We start from the raw sequence: 15,228 nt of genomic DNA on the forward strand, positions 1-15,228 counted from the left end.
GTTCTTCGGGAGGTCCCCCTCCGCAGCAATCGATGCTGCGGCCGTCCCCCGCAGAGTCAGAGTCGGTTCCCGGGGAATGTGACGCGGTTGCGGAAAAGTTTTCGCTACACGCTGCTACGCTTCTGGGCATGCAGGCTCCGGACGAGGCGCACGGCCCAGGTCCGGGCCCGAACGAGGCGTCCGATTCCGAGCTCTGCGACCTGATCCGAGCCGGCAGCGCCTGGCCGCTCGAGACGCTCTGGCGCCGGCATCACGGGCTCGTGCTCGGCTGGGCCGCGCGCAAGGACCCCGCGGTCGCTGAGGACGCCGTCGCCGAGGCGTTCGATGCCGTGTTCCAGGCGCTGCTCGCCGGGGGCGGCCCGCGGGAATCGTTCCGCGCCTACCTCTTCCGCACCGTGCAGACCCGTCTCGGGCAGCACTGGGAGTCGCGCAAGCGCGGCGCCCCGCTCGAGGATCTGCCGCTCGAGGGAGCCGCGCTCGAGACGCACGACGATTCGCTCGAATCGGCGGAGCAGCGGGCCGCAGCCGCAGCGGCGCTGGAGGATCTGCCACCGCGCTGGCAGCAGATCGTGCTCGCCGTCGACGTCGAGGGCCGATCCGTGCAGGAGGTGGCCGGCGAGCTGGAGCTCTCCCCGAACTCGGCCTCGGTGCTGCTCAAACGCGCCCGCGACGGCCTGCGCAAGGGCTGGGTCGAGCGCATGCACCCGACCCGGAACCTGCCGGAGGACTGCGCGACGAGCGTGGGGCGGTTCAAGGATCTGCGCTGGGGCAAGAAGAACACCCGGCGCCGCGCGGAGGCGCAGGCCCACCTCGACGGCTGCGCGGACTGCCGCAGGCGATGGGTGCTGTTCGGGGAGCAGGCGGGCGCGATCGGGCTCTCCCTCGCGGGGATCCTCGCGCTCACCCGCGACTGGCGCAGGCGCACCGCGACCGGGACCCTCGCGGCGCTCTCCGCCGCAGGTGTCGTGCTCGCCACCGCGGGCACGATCGGCGGCCTCGCGATGCCGGGTTCGATCCCGGCCGAGCCGCACGCACCCGCGTCGAGCACGAGCGGCGTCGACCGGTCCGCGGGGGGCGCCCCGGATCGGGCACCGGCCCCCGTGCGCGATGCGCATCGTGCCGGTCGCACCGCGTCCGGCACCGGGACCGGAGGCGGGTCCGACAACCGCGTCCCCGAGTCCCCGCAGTCGCCGGAGCGCCCTCCGACCGCGCCCGGACCCGAACCTTCACCGACCCCGAGCCCGACGCCGACGCCGGGCACCGACCCGCCGGCTCTCTACTTCGGCGACTGGACCGGGTGGTGCGAGCGCTCGCAGACGTTCTCCGCGGACTGCTGATCAGGCTCGCGAACGCCGGCCTCCCTGCCGGGCCGTACCGACGACCCAGGCGCCCCCGAGCAGCAGGATCACCGCCGCCCAGACGGTCGTGCTCCGGCTCGGGGCATCGGATCCGGTCGCGCTGAGTTCGGCGGGCCAGCTCCCGTTTCCGGTGCCGCTCGCCCCCTCGGCGGCGCCGGTCGCCGGCCCCACCTCGATCGCCGTGCCGTCGGAACCGCGATCCCCATCGCCCGCCGCCGCAGTACCCGGTGCCGCCGTACGCGGCGGAGCGCCGCCCGCGGAGGCACCGCCCGCGCCTGCGGATCCGCCGCCGGAGCCGCCCTTCGCGGATCCGGTGGACCCGGCAGCCGTGCCCGTCCCGGCCGAGGTGCCCGAGCCGGCAGCGGCCCCGTTCCCCGTGCGGTCGTCGGGCATGATCACGAACGGCGGCGGCGGGTCGAGCGGATCGATGTTGCCGACGGGATCCGGCTGGGGTCCGGCCAGTCCCCCGGCGTTCGGGAGCACCCCCTGCCCCGAGAGGTGCAGCGGCTTGCTCTGCACCCGCGTCCTCGCCCCGTCGATTTCCGCGGTGACCGTCGTCGATATCTCGGCGATACCGCCGATCATCAGGTCGTCGACGCGTCCGTCGAATCGGACCGTGCGCAGCTCGCCCGGCGGCAACGGCTCGTCGATCACCTGAGGTTTCCACGGCGCGGAGTCGATGGACACGCGGATCCCGCTGAGCGGCGACGCACTGCGGTTACGCACCAGGACGAACACCTGGACGGGCTTGTCGACGGTCACTCTCCCCTCGCGCCGCGCATCGACGACACGAGCCTTTACATCGGTGTCGATCAGCACGGGAGTCGGCTTCAAAGCCGGGAACGACTCCGGCGCCGCCACGGGACTGGGATCGGACTCGTTCCCCTGCACGACGGCGACCCACTTCGGCGCGTACTGCGCTCCCGCGCTGACCATGCTCAGCGAGAAACCATGCCGGCGTTCTTCGCCCGGTCGGAGGGTGCCGCCTGCGCACAGGAACCGCCCCGCCGATCGCACGCACTCCGCAGGCGAGTCGACGGCTCGACTGTCCGGGCCCTCCGGCCCGAACTCGAGTTGGTATCCGGACGACGCGGTCGCGCCGTCGTTGCGCACCACAGGCGCGAGCTCCATCGGCGTTCGCGGCCCGCCCCAGCTCGCCTCGAAGCGCACGCTCAGGTGCACGGGCGCCGCCGGGATCAGGGCCGCGTCCAGGTTGTTGGACGCCGGGCTGTCGGCGTAGCCGACGAGCTCGGCCTTCGCGGGGTCCTCCGTCGCCAGACGCAGCTGCACCGCGCCTCCGCTGTTCGCCAGGAAGCCGAGGTTGCCGTTGCCGTAGGTCCACGCTCCGCCGAACGATCCGCCGCCGAAACGGGTCCCGTCGACGCCGGGCACGGGGGCCTCCTGGAGCCGGCCGTCGAGCGCGAGCCGCGTGAGCACCGCGCGCCGATCCACGATGCGCAAGCCCCAGAAGTACCCCCGACTCCAGGCGAAGTCGACCGGGACGAAGGAGCCCGTCATCGACACCCTGCCCCGTTCCCGGGTCGCGACATCGACCCAGGCCAGCTGCTTCGATCCCCGCGGGACGTAGTACATGCGATCCGGATGCTCGGAGTCGGCGAAGGCCCCGACCACGCTGGCCGCGCCGAGCCGCATCACGGTCCGCGTCGTCCCGTCACCGAGCACGCGGATCAGATCGCCGCTCGCGTCCTCGATCGCGTAGAGCGCACCGTCGGCCAGGTGCGCGGCGAGCGCGTTGTAGGAGCGGCCCGTCGGCGCGCCGACCGGGTCGAACGCGATCCCGCCGTCGCTCCGCTGGCTGCCCCGCATCAACTGCGTCGGGGATCCGAGCGCCAGGTAGAGCCCCGGCTCGTGCGATTCCGGCGAATCGGCCTCGGCCGAACCCGCCGGCGCGACGAGCAGCGTCGCCACGATCAGCGCACCGCACGCGAGGGCCAGAACGGCCCGCGCGACGGCACGCACCCCCTTGAAGCGCATGCGCGTGTACCCCTGTTTCTCGCGGCGGGTTTCCCCCGAAACGACCGGCCGCGCATCACTTACGCTACTGAGTGTTGCATATTCATCGGATTCCCACCAAGCACCGGTCTAGGGTGTGTGCATGAACCAGGGCCGACCGCGCGATACCGATATCACCGAACGAGTGCTCGAACTCGCCCGCGCGCAGCTGCTCGACGGCGGCCTCGCGGCGCTCAACTACGACGCGCTGGCGATCGGTGCCGGTACGAGCCGCACCGCGATCTACCGGCGCTGGCCGAACCGCACCGACCTCGCCCGCGACGTGGTCGAAGCCTCGACCCTTCCGTGGGTCAGGCCCGAGACCGGATCCGTCGTCGAGGACCTCGTGCAGCACTCCATGCAGAACGTGCTCAACCAGCAGATGGTGCTCCGCGGCCGCGACGCCTCATCGCTGTGGCTCACGATCCTGAGCCCCGAGATCCTCGACCACTTCATGGAGCGCATCGGCCGCCGCCGCAGGGATCTCGGCCGCGAGATCATCGCGGCGGGCATCTCGCGCGAGGAGCTCCCCGCCGATACCGACGAGGAGCTCCTGCTCGATACGCTCGCGGGGCTCGCGCTCTTCCGCAGCGTCGTCGCCCGAAGCCCGGCGGCCGAGCACGAGATACGCACCGTCGTGCGATCCCTGTGCGAGACTCCGCCCCGTCGGGGTGCGGCGCACCCCGACGGGACGGCGAGGACTACCTGACGGGGTCGTCGATCCCGTCCTGGGCCAGCAGTTCTTCTTCGACCTCGCCGCCGTAGCCCTCGGACTGCGGGTCCCCGTGCAGGCCGCCCGAGACCGCGTATTCCTCCTCCGGCGAGAGGATCAGGCGGTGCCGGGTGTAGACGCCGAAGACGATGAGCCCGATCGCATAGACGACCGCGATCGCGACGATCGCCGGGCGGAACGTTTCGTTCAGCAGGAAGCCGAGGAAGATCAGCGCCGAGATCACGGCGGCGGCGCCGGCCCCGAAGACGCCCCACGGGCTCAGGTAGGGTCGCTTCGCGTTCGGGTACTTCCTGCGCAGGATGATGAACGACAGCATCTGCATGAAGTACGCGACCACCGCGCCCCACACCGCGATGTTCAGCACGACCGCGCCGCCGACGCCGCTGCCGCCGCCCGTCAGGTCGACGACGACGAGCGCCGCGAAGCCGATGAGCGCGCCCGCGATGAGCGCCACCCACGGGGTCTGGCGCTTGCCCGTGAGCGAGAGGAACTTCGGGTAGTACCCGGCCCGCGAGAGGGAGTAGAGGTTGCGTCCGTAGGCGAACATGATGCCCTGGAGCGAGGCCAGCAGGCCGAACAGCGCGAAGAGCGCGAGCAGGCCGGCGACCCAGGCGAGGTCGTCGCCGAGGATCTTGCGGAAGCCGTCGAGCAGCGGCTCGCCCGCCTTACCGGTGTCCTTGGCTCCGAGCACCGCGGTGTTGAGGAACAGCACGAGCAGGCCGGTCACGATGAGGGTGCCTCGCGCCCAGAGGCCGGCGCGCGGGATGTCGCGGACCGGGTTGTGCGATTCCTCGGCCGCGAGCGGCAGCTCCTCGATGCCGAGGAACAGCCACATGGCGAACGGCAGCGCGAAGAGGATCGGGAGCACGCCGTGCGGCAGGAACTCGCTCTGCCCCGGATCGGGCGCGATGTTGAAGAGGCTGCCCCAGTCGGCCGAGCCGCTGAAGAGCGCCATCGCGCCGAACAGCACCAGCACGCCGATCGAGATGAACGACACGACGATTGCGAACTTCAGCGAGATGGAGGCGCCCGCCGTGTTGAGCCCGACGAAGGCTGCGTAGAGGATGATCCACCACACCCAGGTCGGCAGGGAGAAACCCATCAGCCCCTCGGTGACGCCGTTCGCGTAGCCCGCCGAGAAGTAGACGATCACCGCGGTGGTCGCGACGTACTCTATGGACTCCGCGAGCCCGGTGACGAAGCCGCCCCAGGGTCCCATCGCCGCTCGCCCGAACGAGTAGGCGCCGCCCGTGTGCGGCATCGCGGCCGCCATCTCGCCGATCGAGAAGACGAGCCCGTAGTACATGACGACGAGGATCGCGAAGGCGATCATCATGCCGCCGAAGCCCGCCGCCTCGATCCCGAAATTCCAGCCCGAGAAGTTGCCCGAGATCACCGCGCCGACCGCGAGGCCCCAGAGCCCCCAGACGCCGGCGGAGCGCTTGAGCTGGCGCTTCTCGAAGTACCCTGCCTCCGCCGTGGTGTACGTCACCCCGGAGACCTTCAGCGTGTCCTTGGCCATGCCGGCCCCTTTCACTTCGTTGTGAACGGTCCGCCCAGAAGCTGCATCTTTGCGGCGCGTCATGATGACTATAACCACCTATTGGTACTTCACAACAACCTTTTCGTACGCCTTTTCAGATCGGATCCGGCACGGAACGAGCCCCGCCATGATGTAATGGTCGGAGTTCCGACCATTCGGGATCGCGGCCCCCGAGTCGCGGCCGTAGGATGGCACCGCACCCCCGACTCTCGACGATGAGCAGAAGGAGAACCATGATCCCCGCGAGCGGAAACCTGACACCCGACGAGCTGCGCGGAGCCGTGAGCTCCGGCGAGATCGACACCGTCATCATCGGATTCACCGACATGCAGGGCCGCCTCGTCGGCAAGCGGGTCTCGGCCCGGTTGTTCGTCGAGGACACGCTCGAGCACGGTGCCGAGTGCTGCAACTACCTCCTCGCGGTCGATGTCGAGCTCAACACCGTGGACGGCTACGCGCTGACGAGCTGGGAGCACGGCTACGGCGACATGGCGATGATCCCCGACCTCTCGACGCTGCGCCGGATGCCCTGGCTGCCCGGCACCGCGATGGTCACCGCCGACCTGACGACCGCGAACGACCACACCCCCATCGAGGTCGCGCCGCGGCAGATCCTGCGCCGTCAGGTCGAGCGGCTCGCCGCGCACGGTTTCGAACCGTTCGTCGGCACCGAGCTCGAGTTCATCGTCTTCGACACCGACTACCGCACCGCCTGGCGCCAGCGCTACAACGACCTCACTCCGGCGAGCGACTACAACACCGACTACGCCCTCCAGGGCTCGACCCGCCTCGAACCGCTGCTGCGCGACATCCGCACCTCCATGGACGGCGCGGGCATGTACTGCGAGGGCGTGAAGGGCGAGTGCAACCTCGGTCAGCAGGAGATCGCGTTCCGCTACACCCACGCGCTCCCCACCTGCGACAACCACTCGATCTACAAGAGCGGCGCGAAGGAGATCGCCGAGGCGCACGGCAAGAGCATCACCTTCATGGCGAAGTTCAACGAACGCGAGGGCAACAGCTGCCACGTGCACACGAGCCTCCGCTCGGAGTCCGGCGAACCGCTGTTCGTCGACGAGTCCGCCGCCGACGGCATGTCGAAGCTGTTCCGCCACTACCTCGCGGGCCAGCTCGCCGCCCTGCGGGAGTTCACCCTGCTCTACGCCCCCAACATCAACTCCTACAAGCGCTTCGCCGAGGGCAGCTTCGCTCCCACCGCCGTCGCCTGGGGTCACGACAACCGGACCTGCGCGCTGCGCGTCGTCGGTCGCGGCATGGGCATGCGCGTCGAGAACCGTGTACCGGGCGGCGACGTGAACCAGTACCTCGCGGTCGCCGGCATGCTCGCCTCCGGTCTCGAGGGGATCGAGCAGGAGCTCGAGCTCGGCGACCCGCTCGCCGGCAACGCCTACGCGAGCGACATCGAGCGCGTACCGAGCACCCTCGCCGAAGCGGCCGACCTCTTCGAGGGATCCGCGCTGGCCCGGCGCGTGTTCGGCGACGAGGTCGTCGAACACTACGTGCACGCGGCGCGCGTCGAGGTCGCGGCGTTCAACGCGGCGGTCACGGACTGGGAGCGGGTGCGCGGCTTTGAGCGTCTCTGAGTCCCGGGCTTCGAGCGCGCCCGGCGCCGCACGCCCCCTGATCGGCATCACCAGCTACCTGGAGCAGGCGCAGACGGGCGTCTGGGACGTCCGCGCATCGTTCCTGCCGAAGGTCTACCTCGACGCGGTCACCGACGTCGGCGGGATCGCCATCGTGCTCCCCCCGCAGCCGGCGGATCCGGACATCGCCCGCAGCATCGTCGCGTCGCTCGACGGCCTGATCCTCTCGGGCGGCGCCGACGTCGATCCCGCCCGCTACGCGCAGGAGCCGCACGCGCGCACCGGCGCGCCCCGCACCGACCGCGACGGCTTCGAGGCGGCCCTGCTCGACGCCGCCATCGAGGCCGAGCTCCCGTTCCTCGGCATCTGCCGCGGCGCGCAGGTGCTCAACGTCGAGCGCGGCGGCACTCTGATCCAGCACCTCCCCGACGCGGTCGGCGACGACCGCTACCAGCTCGGCGACGGCGTCTTCAACCCGATCGAGGTCGAGGTCGACGAGGGATCCCGCCTCGCGGGCCTGCTCGGCGAGGATCTGCGCGCACGCGCTCACCTGTACCACCACCAGGCGATCGACGAGGTCGGCGACGGCCTCACCGTCACCAGTCGCACCGCGGACGGCGTCATCGAGTCGATCGAGCTCGACTCCGTGCCGTTCGGCGTCGCCGTCCAGTGGCACCCGGAGGAGAACCCCGAGGACCGCCGGATCTTCGAGGGCCTCGTCCGCGCCGCACGGGAGCACCGCGCGTCCCATGCACCGTCCACCGCAGCCCCCGCGAAGGAGCAGCCATGAGCTACACCGTCATCAACCCCGCCACCGGCGAGGCCGTCACCGAGGTCGCCCACCTCGACGTGCCCGAGACCGATGCCGCCGTCGCCGCGGCGGTGCGTGCGCAGCGCGACTGGGCGAAGGTCGCGCCCGCGGATCGAGCGAAGGCGCTGCGCCGCTTCGCCGACGCCGTCGACGCCGATCTCGAGCGGCTGGCGCAGCTCGAGACCGCGAACTCGGGCCATCCCATCTCCCAGTCGCGCTGGGAGGCGGGCCACGTCCGCGACGTGCTCGAGTACTACTCGGCCGCCCCGGAACGCCTCATCGGCAAGCAGATCCCGGTCGCCGGCGGTATGGACGTCACGTTCCACGAGCCGATCGGCGTCGTCGGGGTGATCACGCCGTGGAACTTCCCCATGACCATCGCCGCGTGGGGCTTCGCGCCGGCGCTGGCGGCCGGCAACGCGGTCGTGCTGAAGCCCGCCGAGTGGACCCCGCTCACCAGCCTGCGCCTCGGCGAGCTCGCGCTCGAGTCCGGGCTGCCCGAGGGCCTGTTCCAGGTGCTCGCCGGCCGCGGATCCGTCGTCGGCGAGCGGTTCGTCACCCACCCCGACGTGCGCAAACTCGTCTTCACCGGATCCACCGCGGTCGGCAAGCGGATCATGGCGGGAGCGGCCGAACAGGTGAAGCGGGTCACGCTGGAGCTCGGCGGCAAGAGCGCCAACATCGTGTTCGAGGACGCCGACCTCGAACGGGCCGCCGCGACCGCGCCCTACTCGGTGTTCGACAACGCCGGCCAGGACTGCTGCGCCCGCAGCCGCCTGCTCGTGCAGCGCAGCGTGTACGACCGATTCATGGAGCGCTTCGAGACGGCCGTGCAGGGTGTCGCGGTCGGCGACCCGACCGACGAGGCGACCGAGGTCGGTCCGCTCGTCACCCAGGCCCACAAGGAGAGCGTGGCCGCGTTCCTCGACGAGGACGCCCCCGTCGCGTTCCGGGGATCCTGCCCCGAGGGTCCGGGATCCTGGTTCGCACCCACCGTCGTCACCCCCGAACGCGGATCGCGCGTCGCGACCGAGGAGATCTTCGGACCCGTCGTCGCCGTGCTGCCGTTCGACGACGAGGCCGACGCGATCCAGCTGGCCAACGCCACCGAGTTCGGCCTCAGCGGATCCATCTGGACGCAGGACCTCGCCCGCGGCATCCGCACCGCGCGCGCCGTCGAGGGCGGCAACCTGTCGGTCAACTCCCACTCGTCGGTGCGTTACTCGACCCCGTTCGGCGGATTCAAGCAGTCCGGCCTCGGCCGCGAGCTCGGACCCGACGCCGCCGAGCACTTCACCGAGACGAAGAACGTATTCTTCGCCACCGAATAGCCCGTCTTCTTCACGCACGACACTTCAGAAGGAAGCACCATGAACGACATCACCCCGATCGACCTGACCCAGCGGCTCGCCGGGAAGGTCGCCGTCATCACCGGAGGCGCGAGCGGCATCGGCCTCGCCACCGCCCGCCGCATGCGCGCCGAGGGCGCGACGATCGTGATCGGCGACATGAACCCGGCGGCCGGCGAGGCCGCCGCGGCCGAGGTCGGCGGCCTGTTCGTCCAGGTCAACGTGACCGACGAGGCCCAGGTCAACAATCTGTTCGACACCGCGGCCCGCGAGTACGGCTCGGTCGACATCGCGTTCAACAACGCCGGCATCTCGCCCGACGACGACGACTCGATCGAGATCACCGAGCTCCCCGCGTGGGAGAAGGTGCAGGACGTGAACCTCAAGAGCGTCTACCTGTGCTCCCGCGCCGCGCTGCGGCACATGACCGCGCAGGGATCCGGCTCGATCATCAACACCGCGTCGTTCGTCGCCGTGATGGGATCCGCGACCTCGCAGATCTCCTACACCGCGTCGAAGGGCGGCGTGCTCGCCATGACCCGCGAGCTCGGCGTCCAGTTCGCCCGGCAGGGCATCCGCGTGAACGCGCTCTGCCCCGGACCCGTGAACACCCCGCTGCTGCAGGAGCTGTTCGCGAAGGATCCGGAGCGTGCGGCCCGCCGCCTCGTGCACGTCCCCGTCGGTCGCTTCGCCCGCCCCGAGGAGCTCGCGGCGTCGGTCGCGTTCCTCGCGAGCGACGACGCATCGTTCATCACCGCGTCGACGTTCCTCGTCGACGGCGGGCTGACCAGCGCGTACACGACCCCGCTCTGAATCGCGACCCGAGGACCGGGCGACGGCGCGCGTCGCCGCCCGGTCCTCGGCGTACACTCGCAGTGGACCGCGCGGCAGGAGGAGGATCCATGCATCCCTCGGCAGACGGCGTCGAGCTCCTGATCCGGGCCGAACGCCCCACCAACGCCTACGAGGAGACGGTGCAGCGTCTGCTGCAGTCGATCCGCCTCGGCATGATCGGGCCGGGCGAGCGGTTGCCCGCCGAACGCGATCTCGCGGTGATGCTCAAGGTCAGCCGCGACACCGTGCGCGAGGCGCTCGCGACGCTCGCCGAGGCCGGCCTCGTGCTCTCGCGCCGCGGCCGCTACGGCGGCACCTTCGTCGTCGACGCGCTGCCCGACGAGTCCGCGCTGCGCCCCGCCCGCGCCGAGCTCGGCGAAGCGGAGGTGGAGGACACGACCGTGCTGCGGCGGGTGCTCGAGGTCGGGGCCGCGCGCGAGGCCGCAGCCCGTGATCTGAGCGCCGATGAGCGGGCCGCGCTCGCCCGCGCGCTCGAGGAGTGCCGCGCCTCCGACGATGCGAACCATCGCCGCCTCGACTCGCGCCTGCACCTCCTCATCGCGGAGCTCTCGGGCTCCCCCAGCCTCGTCCCCCTCGTCGCGGACCTGCGCACCCGCGTGAACGCGCTGCTCGACGAGATCCCGATGCTCCGCCCGAACCTCTCGCACTCCGACGCGCAGCACGAGGCCGTCGTCTCGGCGATCCTCGCCGGCCGCCCGCAATCCGCCGCCGAGGCCATGCTGGAACACATCGAAGGATCCGCGGCGCTGCTGCGCGGCTTCCTGTCGACGCGCTGACGGAGGCTCCGTCCCGCGGCGCGCGGTCGGGCGAGGGCGAGTCGGGGCGATGGATCTGGCGTCACGGGTGCGGATGCGGCGCCCAGGCGCCGATTCGGCGAGTGGATACCCGACCGACGAAAGAACGCGCGATCGACGGGAGACTCGCCGTCCTCTCGTCGCTGAGGCGTCCCCTGGTGCCGGCGACGCCAGAACCTGCCGCGTCGCCTCCATGCCGTGTCCGCAGGGTGCCCGCTTCCTCGGGAACACCCACCCCGAAAACTCAGAAAGCCCCGGAGCACCCGCAGAAATCTGCGGAAGCTCCGGGGCTTCTCAGTCGGGATGACAGGATTTGAACCTGCGACCCCGTCGTCCCGAACGACGTGCGCTACCAAGCTGCGCCACATCCCGATTGCGCCGAGGCGCAGGGAACAGCTTAGCGTGCTCCGGGGCGCAAACGGAAATCGGGGCGTTCGGGCGTGTGGCGCATGGGAGACTGGAACAATGCTTGCCCAACCGCTGCCCGACCTGATCGCGTTCGACCTCGACGACACTCTCGCACCGTCCAAGTCCCCGCTCGAACCCCGCATGCTGGCCGTGTTCGAGCGCCTGCTGGACCGCACCTCGGTCGCGGTCATTTCGGGGGGCAACTTCGAGCAGTTCGAGAACCAGCTCGTCTCGCAGCTCGGCGACGCCGCGGAGGACGCCCTCGAGCGTCTGCACCTGCTCCCCACTTGCGGTACGCGCTACGAACGCCGTAGCGCCGGCGCTTGGGAGACCGTCTACCGCGAGGAGCTCACCCCCGAGCAGCGCGACGCGGCCTTCGTCGCGCTCCGCGAGGAGGCCGAACGCCTCGGCCTCTGGGAGGCGGAGCCCTGGGGCGAGATCCTGGAGGATCGCGGCTCGCAGGTCACGTTCTCGGCCCTCGGCCAGCGGGCCCCCGTCGCGGCGAAGCACGCGTGGGATCCCGACGGCACGAAGAAGAACACCCTGCGCGCCGCCGTCGCCGATCGCCTGCCCGACCTCGAGGTGCGCAGCGGTGGATCCACGTCCGTCGACATCACCCGTCGAGGCATCGACAAGGCCTACGGCATGCGCAAGCTCACCGAGCAGACGGGGATCCCCCTCGACCGCATGCTCTTCGTCGGCGACCGCCTCGACCCGGACGGCAACGACTATCCCGTCAAGGCGATGGGCGTGCGCTGCCACGCGGTCACCGGCTGGGAGGACACCGCGCACTACCTCGAGCAGTTGCTCGCGGAGCAGTAGACAGCAGCCGCGAGTCCGCTGAACGCAGAGGGGGCGGGATCCTGTCGGATCCCGCCCCCTCTTGCAATTCCGGGCTATTCGGCCGCTGCGGCCTCGACCTGCTTCGGCAGCAGTCCCAGCACGGCGCCCGTCTCGGCGAGCGTCTGCGCGGCGAGGGCCGCGTCGTGGTTGACGCCCGTACCGTAGGCCGGGATCTGCGCGAGGAACTCGTCTCGCCAGCGGGCCTCGAACTGCTCGGGGAAGCACTTCTGCAGCACGCCGAGCATGGCGTGGACCGCGGTCGATGCACCGGGCGAAGCGCCGAGCAGCCCGGCGATGGTGCCGTCGGCGCCCGTGATGACCTCGGTGCCGAACTGCAGCACGCCGCCCTTCTTCGGGTCCTTCTTCATGACCTGGACGCGCTGGCCTGCGGTGATCATCTCCCAGTCGCCGCGCTTGGCGGAGGGCATGTACTCGCGCAGGGTCGAGAGCTGCTTCTCCCGGCTCGCCATGAGCTCGGTGAGGAGGTACTTCTCGAGCGAGAACTCGCTGAGGCCGACGCGGATCATGGGCCACAGGTTGTGCAGGCGGATGGAGCCCGGCAGATCCCACCAGGAGCCCTTCTTGAGGAAGTTCGGGCTGAAGCCGGCGTACGGCCCGAAGAGCAGGCTCTCTTTTCCGTCGACGATACGGGTGTCGAGGTGCGGGACCGACATGGGCGGTGCGCCGACCGCGGCCTTGCCGTAGACCTTGGCGCGGTGCTCGCGCACGACCTCGGGGTTGTCGCACTTGAGGAACTTGCCGCTGATGGGGAAGCCGCCGAAACCCTTGATCTCGGGGATCTTGGAGGACTGCAGCAGCGACAGCGCGCCGCCGCCGGCCCCCACGAAGACGAAGCGCGCGTTGACGGTGCGCTTGCCGTAGCCGGCCCGGTTGCGCACGTACACGTCCCAGGTGCCGTCGGCGCGACGGCGGAGCTTCTTGACCTCGTGTCCGAGGTTGACGGTGACGCCCTGGCCTTCGAGGTGGCTCATGAGCTGTCGGGTGACCGCGCCGAAGTCGACGTCGGTGCCGCTGAGCGAGCGCGTGGCCGCGAAGACCTCGTCCTTGCTGCGTCGTTCGACGAGCATCGGGGTCCACTCGGCGATCTGCTCCGGGTCGTCGCTGAACTCCATGTCGGAGAACAGCGGCTCTTCCTTCAGGAGCTCGTAGCGGCGACGCAGGTAGTCGACGTTCGACTCGCCGCGCACGAAGGTCATGTGCGGGGTCGCGTTGATGAAGCTGGAGGGCTCGCCGAGCACGCCCTGCTTGACCAGGGAGGACCACCACTGGCGGGACAGCTGGAACTGCTCGTTGATGTCGATGGCCTTCGCCGCCGAGAGGCTGCCGTCCTTGCCCTCGGGCATGTAGTTGAGCTCGCACAGTGCCGCGTGGCCGGTGCCCGCGTTGTTCCATGCGTTGGTGCTCTCGGTCGCCACCTCGGTGCGCGACTCGAACAGCTCGATGCTCCAGTCGGGCTCGACCTGGGAGATCATGGTGCCGAGCGTGGCGCTCATGATCCCGCCACCGATGAGGACGACGTCTACCGTGTTGTTGCTCACGATCCTTGATTCTACTCCCCGAGCGCGAGCGCTCTCGCCCGAGCGAGGGTTCCACTGTCGGAATCGACGAGTCTGCGGTACCCGAGTCGCTGCGCCTCGGCCCGTCGCTGCTCGCCGCCGACGACCGGACGGACCTCGCCGGCCAGGCTGATCTCGCCGACCGCGGCGAGTTCGTGCGCCAGCGGCCGGTCGGTGATCGCCGACAGCACCGCCAGCGCGATGGCGAGGTCGGCCGCAGGTTCTGCGAGGCGGACGCCGCCGACCGTGGAGACGTAGACGTCCTTGTCGTGCAGTTTGACCCGGGCACGGCGTTCGAGGACGGCGAGCACCATGGCCACGCGCGCGCCGTCGACGCCGCTGGTGACGCGCCTCGGGTTGGGCGCGGTCGTGCTCGCGACGAGCGCCTGCACCTCGACGGGGATCGCCCTGCGCCCCTCGAGCGCGATCGTGGCGCAGGTGCCGCTGACCGGCTCGGTGCTGCGGCTGAGGAAGAGCCCGCTCGGATCCGGCACCTCCTGGATCCCGCTGCCGCTCATCTCGAAGCAGCCGACCTCGTCGGTCGGGCCGAAGCGGTTCTTGAGGGTGCGGAGGAAACGAAGGGTGGATCGTCGGTCGCCCTCGAAGTGGCAGACGACGTCGACGAGGTGTTCGAGCAGCCGGGGGCCCGCCACGTTGCCGTCCTTCGTGACGTGACCGACGAGGATGACGGGTACGCCGTGCTCCTTCGCCACCCGGATCAGCGCCGCAGCGACCTCGCGCACCTGCGCCGGCCCGCCCGCGCCGCCGTCGACCCGATCGCTCGCGAGCGTCTGCACCGAATCGACGATGACGAGTTCGGGCTGCACCGCCTCGATGTGCCCGAGCACCGTCGCGAGATCGGTCTCGCTGGCGAGGTAGAGCGTGTCGTGCAGGGCCCCGGTGCGTTCGGCGCGCATGCGGATCTGCCCGGTGGATTCCTCGCCGCTCGCGTAGAGCACCCGTCCGCCTCGTTCGGCCGTGCGTGCCGCGGCATCGAGCAGCAGTGTCGACTTGCCGACTCCGGGTTCGCCCGAGAACAGCACCGCGGCACCCGGCACGATACCGCCGCCGAGCACCCGGTCGAGCTCGCCGATGCCGGTGGGGCGGTGCCGCACGGGCTCGCCGCTCAGCTCGGTGATGGGTCGCGCCTCGCGCCCCGACACGGGAGCAGCGGCCTGCACCGTGCGCGCAAGCGTGGCACCGGGCGCGCCCAGCACCTGCACCGTGCCCCACTGCTGGCACTCGCCGCAGCGCCCGACCCACTTGGGTGCGCGCCAGCCGCACTCGGTGCACGCGTAGCCGCCGCTCGATTTCGCCATGCGGCGAGCCTATCCGGGACC

12 protein-coding genes and 1 tRNA gene are annotated in these 15,228 nt (G+C 70.7%); 8 read left to right on the forward strand and 5 right to left on the reverse strand.

Annotated elements, in window-relative coordinates:
• The first annotated feature begins 128 nt into the window (after positions 1-128).
• Positions 129-1,337, forward strand: coding sequence for a sigma-70 family RNA polymerase sigma factor (locus tag BMH31_RS14370; protein WP_158234975.1), 1,209 nt, complete (start codon positions 129-131; stop codon positions 1,335-1,337).
• Here BMH31_RS14370 and BMH31_RS14375 read toward each other — a convergent pair whose 3' ends face one another.
• The gene (locus BMH31_RS14375) at positions 1,338-3,353 is read right to left on the reverse strand and encodes a hypothetical protein (RefSeq protein ID WP_099723182.1); all 2,016 of its coding nucleotides are present in this window, start codon (positions 3,351-3,353) and stop codon (positions 1,338-1,340) included.
• Between the two features lie 121 nt (positions 3,354-3,474).
• Here BMH31_RS14375 and BMH31_RS14380 point away from each other — a divergent pair, with 121 nt between their 5' ends.
• Positions 3,475-4,080, forward strand: coding sequence for a TetR/AcrR family transcriptional regulator (locus BMH31_RS14380; protein ID WP_099723183.1), 606 nt, complete (start codon positions 3,475-3,477; stop codon positions 4,078-4,080).
• On the opposite strand, the gene BMH31_RS14385 is transcribed toward BMH31_RS14380, so the two are convergent.
• Entirely contained in the window at positions 4,073-5,626 is a 1,554-nt protein-coding gene (locus BMH31_RS14385; RefSeq protein ID WP_099723184.1) for an amino acid permease, read from the reverse strand. The two genes, BMH31_RS14380 and BMH31_RS14385, sit on opposite strands and share 8 nt — an antisense overlap.
• 254 nt (positions 5,627-5,880) lie before the next feature.
• Here BMH31_RS14385 and BMH31_RS14390 point away from each other — a divergent pair, with 254 nt between their 5' ends.
• The 5 genes from BMH31_RS14390 to BMH31_RS14410 all read left to right on the forward strand — a co-directional run bounded on the left by BMH31_RS14390 (position 5,881) and on the right by BMH31_RS14410 (position 11,042).
• Complete coding sequence (locus tag BMH31_RS14390) at positions 5,881-7,251, forward strand: glutamine synthetase family protein (RefSeq protein WP_099723185.1); 1,371 nt, start codon at positions 5,881-5,883, stop codon at positions 7,249-7,251.
• The gene (locus tag BMH31_RS14395; protein ID WP_099723186.1) at positions 7,238-8,041 is read left to right on the forward strand and encodes a gamma-glutamyl-gamma-aminobutyrate hydrolase family protein; all 804 of its coding nucleotides are present in this window, start codon (positions 7,238-7,240) and stop codon (positions 8,039-8,041) included. Before BMH31_RS14390 ends, BMH31_RS14395 begins: the two co-directional genes overlap by 14 nt.
• Positions 8,038-9,393 (forward strand): aldehyde dehydrogenase family protein, encoded by a 1,356-nt coding sequence (locus BMH31_RS14400; protein ID WP_099723187.1) that lies wholly within the window; start codon positions 8,038-8,040, stop codon positions 9,391-9,393. Before BMH31_RS14395 ends, BMH31_RS14400 begins: the two co-directional genes overlap by 4 nt.
• 39 nt (positions 9,394-9,432) lie before the next feature.
• Positions 9,433-10,224 carry a 3-oxoacyl-ACP reductase gene (locus BMH31_RS14405; RefSeq protein WP_168187886.1) on the forward strand — a complete coding sequence of 264 codons (792 nt, stop codon included), beginning with the start codon at positions 9,433-9,435 and terminating at the stop codon, positions 10,222-10,224.
• Between the two features lie 89 nt (positions 10,225-10,313).
• Positions 10,314-11,042, forward strand: a complete 729-nt coding sequence (locus BMH31_RS14410; protein ID WP_099723188.1) for an FCD domain-containing protein — start codon at positions 10,314-10,316, stop codon at positions 11,040-11,042.
• Positions 11,043-11,358: 316 nt separating this feature from the next.
• Here BMH31_RS14410 and BMH31_RS14415 read toward each other — a convergent pair.
• Positions 11,359-11,432: transfer RNA gene (locus BMH31_RS14415), tRNA-Pro, on the reverse strand.
• Between the two features lie 93 nt (positions 11,433-11,525).
• On the opposite strand from BMH31_RS14415, the gene BMH31_RS14420 reads away from it, so the two are divergent.
• Positions 11,526-12,290 (forward strand): HAD-IIB family hydrolase, encoded by a 765-nt coding sequence (locus BMH31_RS14420; protein ID WP_099723189.1) that lies wholly within the window; start codon positions 11,526-11,528, stop codon positions 12,288-12,290.
• 74 nt (positions 12,291-12,364) lie between these two features.
• Here the strand turns inward: BMH31_RS14420 and BMH31_RS14425 are convergent, their stop codons facing one another.
• Positions 12,365-13,870, reverse strand: a complete 1,506-nt coding sequence (locus tag BMH31_RS14425) for a malate:quinone oxidoreductase (protein ID WP_099723190.1) — start codon at positions 13,868-13,870, stop codon at positions 12,365-12,367.
• An 11-nt stretch (positions 13,871-13,881) separates the two neighbouring features.
• On the reverse strand, positions 13,882-15,207 hold the full coding sequence (gene radA, locus BMH31_RS14430) for a DNA repair protein RadA (protein ID WP_099723191.1): 1,326 nt from the start codon (positions 15,205-15,207) through the stop codon (positions 13,882-13,884).
• Between the last annotated feature and the right edge of the window lie 21 nt (positions 15,208-15,228).

It is taken from the genome of Leucobacter sp. OLIS6, assembly GCF_002752355.1.
In the GTDB taxonomy this organism is placed as follows: domain Bacteria; phylum Actinomycetota; class Actinomycetes; order Actinomycetales; family Microbacteriaceae; genus Leucobacter.

Bases quoted from the DNA above. Each gene is read 5' to 3' on its own strand.
- BMH31_RS14390 (WP_099723185.1), top strand. From the start codon at position 5,881: ATGATCCCCGCGAGCGGAAACCTGACACCCGACGAGCTGCGCGGAGCC.
- radA (WP_099723191.1), bottom strand. From the start codon at position 15,207: ATGGCGAAATCGAGCGGCGGCTACGCGTGCACCGAGTGCGGCTGGCGC.
- BMH31_RS14400 (WP_099723187.1), top strand. From the start codon at position 8,038: ATGAGCTACACCGTCATCAACCCCGCCACCGGCGAGGCCGTCACCGAG.
- BMH31_RS14375 (WP_099723182.1), bottom strand. From the start codon at position 3,353: ATGCGCTTCAAGGGGGTGCGTGCCGTCGCGCGGGCCGTTCTGGCCCTC.
- BMH31_RS14385 (WP_099723184.1), bottom strand. From the start codon at position 5,626: ATGGCCAAGGACACGCTGAAGGTCTCCGGGGTGACGTACACCACGGCG.
- BMH31_RS14410 (WP_099723188.1), top strand. From the start codon at position 10,314: ATGCATCCCTCGGCAGACGGCGTCGAGCTCCTGATCCGGGCCGAACGC.
- BMH31_RS14370 (WP_158234975.1), top strand. From the start codon at position 129: ATGCAGGCTCCGGACGAGGCGCACGGCCCAGGTCCGGGCCCGAACGAG.
- BMH31_RS14405 (WP_168187886.1), top strand. From the start codon at position 9,433: ATGAACGACATCACCCCGATCGACCTGACCCAGCGGCTCGCCGGGAAG.
- BMH31_RS14420 (WP_099723189.1), top strand. From the start codon at position 11,526: ATGCTTGCCCAACCGCTGCCCGACCTGATCGCGTTCGACCTCGACGAC.
- BMH31_RS14380 (WP_099723183.1), top strand. From the start codon at position 3,475: ATGAACCAGGGCCGACCGCGCGATACCGATATCACCGAACGAGTGCTC.